The 5947-nt window shown below is 71.8% G+C and carries 5 protein-coding genes; 2 read left to right on the top strand and 3 right to left on the bottom strand.

Annotated features, from left to right (window positions below; translation table 11 throughout):
- Positions 1–97 precede the first annotated feature (97 nt).
- Both CWIS_RS15210 and acnA read left to right on the top strand, forming a co-directional pair.
- Entirely contained in the window at positions 98–262 is a 165-nt protein-coding gene (locus CWIS_RS15210) for a hypothetical protein (protein WP_048344177.1), read from the top strand.
- 204 nt (positions 263–466) lie between these two features.
- Positions 467–3214, top strand: a complete 2748-nt coding sequence (acnA, locus tag CWIS_RS15205; RefSeq protein ID WP_048344176.1) for an aconitate hydratase AcnA — start codon at positions 467–469, stop codon at positions 3212–3214.
- A gap of 642 nt (positions 3215–3856) precedes the next feature.
- Here acnA and CWIS_RS15195 read toward each other — a convergent pair.
- The 3 genes from CWIS_RS15195 to CWIS_RS15185 form a co-directional block, all read right to left on the bottom strand.
- On the bottom strand, positions 3857–4330 hold the full coding sequence (locus CWIS_RS15195; protein ID WP_048344174.1) for a hypothetical protein: 474 nt from the start codon (positions 4328–4330) through the stop codon (positions 3857–3859).
- Between the two features lie 159 nt (positions 4331–4489).
- Positions 4490–5392: an aminoglycoside phosphotransferase family protein gene (locus CWIS_RS15190; RefSeq protein ID WP_048344188.1), complete on the bottom strand. Its 903-nt coding sequence runs from the start codon at positions 5390–5392 to the stop codon at positions 4490–4492.
- Positions 5389–5947: CoA pyrophosphatase (locus CWIS_RS15185; RefSeq protein ID WP_048344193.1), on the bottom strand; the 559-nt coding region annotated here is incomplete at its 5' end. The genes CWIS_RS15185 and CWIS_RS15190, both read right to left, overlap by 4 nt.

Genomic DNA, 5947 nt, shown 5'->3' with positions numbered 1-5947 from the left:
CGCGACTGCCGTGCACGCGCGGCCAGGCGCGCCTAGCGTGGGGTGACGGGCCCGCCCGACGGTGGCGCGGCGGGCGACGAGCGAGAGAGGAACCTCCATGAGCGAGCAGGACGCGGCGCACAAGCTGGCCGAGGCGCGTCGTCACGCGACCGAGGAGCTGTTCAAGCAGGGCACGCCTGAGTACGACCAGCGCGCGCACCAGCGCGCGGTCGAGGCCGAGCGGAAGGCCGCCGAAGCGGCGGAGGCCGCCGACAAGTCGTGATCGGCGCCTCCGAGGCGCGCGCGAGGTGAGACCACGGTCCGTCGCGCGCGCCTCTCGCGTGCGTCAGACGTGCGCCGGGCGCCCCGACCATGTATCTTGATGTCGAGATATCACGCGTCGGCGCCGGTCCTAGGCTGGGAGTCGACGCCCTGCGTCCCGGTGGACCCCGTCCCCGGCAGACTCGCCCCCAGAAGGAGCCGCCTCGTGAGCACCGTCGACAGCTTCGGATCCCACGGAACGCTGGAGGTCGGTGACGCCTCGTACGAGGTCTACCGGCTGTCCGCGGTCCCGGGGCTGGAGCGACTTCCGTTCAGCCTCAAGGTCCTCGCCGAGAACCTGCTGCGCACCGAGGACGGCGCGAACATCACGGCGGACCACATCCGCGCGCTCGCCGGGTGGGACCCCGACGCGCAGCCTGACACCGAGATCCAGTTCACGCCGGCGCGCGTGATCATGCAGGACTTCACCGGTGTCCCGTGCGTCGTCGACCTCGCGACCATGCGCGAGGCCGTCGCCGAGCTCGGCGGCGACCCCGAGCGCATCAACCCGCTCGCCCCCGCCGAGATGGTCATCGACCACTCCGTGCAGATCGACGTCGCCGGACGCGCCGACGCGTTCGAGCGCAACGTCGAGCTCGAGTACCAGCGCAACCGCGAGCGCTACCAGTTCCTGCGCTGGGGCCAGACCGCGTTCGACGACTTCAAGGTCGTCCCGCCGGGCACCGGCATCGTGCACCAGGTCAACATCGAGTACCTGGCCCGCGGCGTCATGGTCCGCGACGGCAAGGCGTACCCCGACACGTGCGTCGGGACCGACTCGCACACGACGATGGTCAACGGGCTCGGCGTGCTCGGCTGGGGCGTCGGCGGCATCGAGGCCGAGGCGGCCATGCTCGGCCAGCCGGTCTCGATGCTCATCCCGCGCGTCGTCGGCTTCAAGCTCACCGGCAACATCCCCGCAGGCGTCACCGCGACCGACGTCGTGCTCACGATCACCCAGAAGCTGCGCCAGCACGGTGTGGTCGGCAAGTTCGTCGAGTTCTACGGCGAGGGCGTCGCGGCCGTGCCGCTCGCGAACCGCGCGACGATCGGCAACATGAGCCCCGAGTTCGGCTCGACCGTCGCGATCTTCCCGATCGACGGCGTGACGATCGACTACCTGCGGCTGACCGGCCGCTCGGCGGAGCAGCTCGCGCTCGTCGAGGCGTACGCCAAGGAGCAGGGTCTGTGGCACGACCCGAGCGCCGACGGCTACACCGAGCCCGTCTTCTCGGAGTACCTCGAGCTCGACCTGTCGACGGTCGTGCCGTCCATCGCCGGCCCGAAGCGTCCGCAGGACCGCATCGAGCTGTCCCGCGCCAAGGAGCAGTTCCAGCGGGACCTCCCGACGTACGCGCCCGAGGTGGCGCTCGCGACCGACGAGGCCGAGCGGGAGTCCTTCCCGGCGTCCGACTCGCCCGCGATCTCGTCGTCGGTCACCCGCACGCACCCGGTGACCGACAGCCAGGGCCGGGCGTTCGAGCTGTTCCACGGCGCCGTCGCGATCGCGTCGATCACGTCGTGCACGAACACCTCCAACCCCTCGGTCATGATCGCCGCCGCGCTGCTCGCGAAGAACGCGGTCGAGAAGGGGCTCGTCGCCAAGCCGTGGGTCAAGACGTCGATGGCGCCGGGCTCGCAGGTCGTGACGAACTACTACGAGAAGGCCGGCCTGTGGCCGTACCTCGAGAAGCTCGGCTTCCACCTCGTCGGCTACGGGTGCGCGACGTGCATCGGCAACTCGGGGCCGCTCGACGAGCAGGTCTCCGCCGTCGTGCAGGAGAACGACCTCGCGGTCGCCGCGGTGCTGTCCGGGAACCGGAACTTCGAGGGCCGCATCAACCCCGATGTGAAGCTGAACTACCTCGCGTCCCCGCCACTGGTCATCGCGTACGCGCTCGCCGGCACGATGGACTTCGACTTCGAGGCCGACCCGCTGGGTCGCACCGAGGACGGGCACCCCGTGTTCCTGCGTGACATCTGGCCGGCGCCCGAGCAGGTCCAGGCCACGATCGACGCGTCGATCGACCGCAAGATGTTCGAGGACGACTACGCCGACGTGTTCGCGGGTGACGAGCGCTGGCGCGGGCTGGACACCCCCGAGGGCAACGTCTTCTCGTGGGACCCGCAGTCGACGTACGTGCGCAAGCCCCCGTACTTCGAGGGCATGGGCGCCACGCCCGAGCCCGTCACGGACATCTCGGGTGCCCGCGTGCTGGCCAAGCTCGGCGACTCGGTCACGACCGACCACATCAGCCCCGCGGGCTCGATCAAGGCGGACAGCCCGGCGGGCGTGTACCTCGCCGAGCACGGAGTCGAGCGTCGCGACTTCAACTCCTACGGCTCGCGCCGCGGCAACCACGAGGTCATGATCCGCGGCACGTTCGCGAACATCCGGCTGCGCAACCAGCTCGTGCCCGGGGTCGAGGGCGGGTTCACCAAGAACCTGCTCACGGGCGAGGACACGACCATCTACGACGCGTCGGTCGCCTACCAGGCCGCGGGCGTGCCGCTCGTCGTGCTCGGTGGCAAGGAGTACGGCTCCGGCTCCTCGCGCGACTGGGCCGCCAAGGGCACGCGCCTGCTCGGCGTGCGCGCGGTCATCACCGAGTCGTTCGAGCGCATCCACCGCTCCAACCTCATCGGGATGGGCGTCCTTCCGCTGCAGTTCCCGGAGGGGGAGTCCGCCGACTCGCTCGGCCTGGACGGCACGGAGACGTTCGACATCGCCGGTGTCACTGCGCTCAACGACGGCGTGACGCCGCGCACCGTCAAGGTCACCGCGACGAAGGCCGACGGCACCGTCGTCGAGTTCGACGCGGTCGTGCGCATCGACACCCCCGGTGAGGCGGACTACTACCGCAACGGCGGCATCCTGCAGTACGTCCTGCGCCAGGTCGCCGGCGTCGCCTGACGACTGCCGCATCCAGCGAGGCCCGCATCCCGACGAGGGTGCGGGCCTCGCTGCGTCGTCCGTCCGGGGGCGAGGCCCTCTGCACGCCAGCACCTACTCCGACAAGACCTTTCTTGTGACGCCTCGCACCTCAGGCGAGGCCATGGTCGTGGGCGTCGAGCACGGCGGAGGGGTCGCCGGAGGATTCCTCATCCCGAACGGCACCATGGGCGCGGATCGTGAGCACGCGCAGCTCGTGCCGGACTGGGACGGGCTCGTCCTGCGCTCGCGTGCGACCGTCGATGGGCACCTGGACGCCGGCGTCGTGCGTCGAACTGACGTGGGGCACAAGATCTCCGCGCGGGTGATCGTGACGCGGCCGGGGTTCGAGAAGCTCCTCGCGCGTGCGGTCATGAGCGGCGCGATCCTCGTCGGAGCCGCGAGACGAGCGCGTAGGGGGCGGTCGCCGCCACCTCGCGAGGTCCGGCTGGACCGCCCGTTCCTGCTCGTCGTGCGGGACGTGACGACCGGCTGGCCTTGCTCGTCGTGTCCGTGGCGGACCTCAGATCTGAGCCGCCTGCTCACGGTCCGACTGCGGGGGCATGACGAAGGCCCCGACCCGCTGGGGAGAGCGGGTGGGGCCTTGTCAGTCAGGCGGTCGGCTCAGACGGCCGAGGAGGCGAGCTCAGGCTTCGCCGGGGTGACGTCCGTGGCGGGGGCGAGCTTGCGGATCGCGACGCCGGTGATGGCGAAGACGACGCCCAGGCCCATGACCAGCAGCGCGACGCCGAAGGCGACGACCGAGGTGAACAGCGAGGCCCGCAGGAAGGAGCCGTTCATCGCGACGGCGCGCAGCGGGTCCTCCTTGTCGAGCTCGGCGTAGGTCTTGCCACCGGTCGCGTCGAGCGCGTGGTGCTTGATGATGTCGGCCTGCGCGAACGCCTCCCACGGCGTGTCGACAGCGCCGCCCGCGAACGCCGCGGCGTCGTCGGAGACGGTGATGTTCTCGGCCTTGAGGTTCACCGAGACGGCCGTCCAGGTGGCGGCACCGGCGACGAAGAAGATCGCACCGAAGATGATGACGATGAGGCCCAGGAGGCGGGGGAGCTTGGTGGCGGAAGCGGTCGGCGTCGACATCGTGAGTCCTTGTCTGATCCCTCGGTCGGGGAGTGTTCCCCGGCGAACCGGTCCGGCTCGCTGATTGAATGGTTCACCCATGCAGACCCGTGCACCTGGGACCAACGGTCCATGTGCCTCGGGTCACATGTGGACCTGTATACAGGCCGAACGCGCTGGTCAGTGCGTTGCGAGCTGTTCTGCGGCGTGTCGTCCCACGTCTGCCATGAGCGGGTACTCGACGGGATGGGCAAGGAACACGGGCACGAGCCCGGCGGCCCAGGCGCGTGCCCGACGCCATGTCGCGTCGTCCCAGCCGCGCCGCTGCGTGGTGCGTGCGACGAAGGCGGCGCGTCCCGCGGCATCGAAGGTGAGCCACGCAGTGGCGAGGTCGCTCGCGGGGTCGCCGTGCCCCAGGTCGCCGAAGTCGAGCAGCGCGGTGAGGCGACCGCCGTCGCTCAGGAGGTTGCCGGGGTGCGGGTCGCCGTGCACCCAGACCGCGGGTGACGCCCACTCGGGTGCGGTGAGACCGTCGTGCCACGCGGCGAGCAGGGCGTCGCGGTGCGGCAGGTCGGGTGCCGACTCGAGCCGCGTCGCGACCACCTGGGCCCGGTCCCGCAGTGCGACGCCGCGGTACGGGTTGTGCGGGGCGTCCGCGGGCGCCTCGGCGTGCAGCGCCGCGAGCGCGTCGGCGAGCTGGGCCGCCCAGGCCGTCCGCCCCGCGACGTCGGTCGCAGCCACGACCGTCCCGGTGAGCCACGGCACGACCGACCACGGCCACGGGTACAGCGGCGACGGGGCTCCGGTCCGCAGGGGCACCGGGGTCGGGACCGGCACGCGCCCGCCGACGACCGGCAGCCACCGCTGCTCGTTCACGACGAGCGGTGCGCTGATCTCGCGCACGGGCAGCCGCACCGCGAGGTCGTCGCCCAGGCGCCAGGTGATGTTGTCCCAGCCGTGCATGCGCGAGTGCAGCGGGCGGTCGGCGAGGTCCGGATGCTGCTCGGCGAGCAGGGCGCGGGCGAGCGACTCGTCGACGTCGATCTCGATCAGCGGGTGCGCGGGCGCGGGCGGCGCGCTCACGGCTCGAACCGCCGCGTCGGCTCCCACGGCACGGACCACCCGAGCGCGTCGAAGATCCCGTCGAGGACCAGCGCGGTGAAGCCCCAGACCAGCACGTCGCCGCCGATGAGGAAGGCAGGGGTCCGCAGCCGGCCGCGCACGCCCGCGTGCTCGACCACCCCGCGGTTGGCCGGGTCGAGCAGCTCGGCGACCGGTGTCCGGAACACGTCGACCGCCTCGTCGTGGTCGACTGCGGCGACCTGTGACGGCTGGGTCCACCACGCGAGCACGGGCGTGACGAGGTTGTCGCTCACGGGCAGCGGCACGTCGGCGAGGGTGCCGAGCAGCTCGACGCCGGTCGGGTCGAGCCCGGTCTCCTCCACCGCCTCGCGGAGCGCGGCCTCGCGCGGGCCGGCGTCCTGCGGGTCGATCCCGCCGCCCGGGAACGCGACCTGGCCGGGGTGGTGGCCGAGCGTCGCGGCGCGGCGCTGCAGCAGCACGTCGAGCTCCGCAGGGACGCGAGGGACACCGGGTGCGTGCGCCGGCAGCGCGTCGAGCACGCCGAACAGGACGAGC

Source organism: Cellulomonas sp. A375-1, assembly GCF_001040865.1.
Taxonomy (GTDB): domain Bacteria; phylum Actinomycetota; class Actinomycetes; order Actinomycetales; family Cellulomonadaceae; genus Cellulomonas; species Cellulomonas gelida.
Note: the sequence above shows the minus strand (reverse complement) of the source record. Positions and strands in the feature narration are given on the sequence as shown.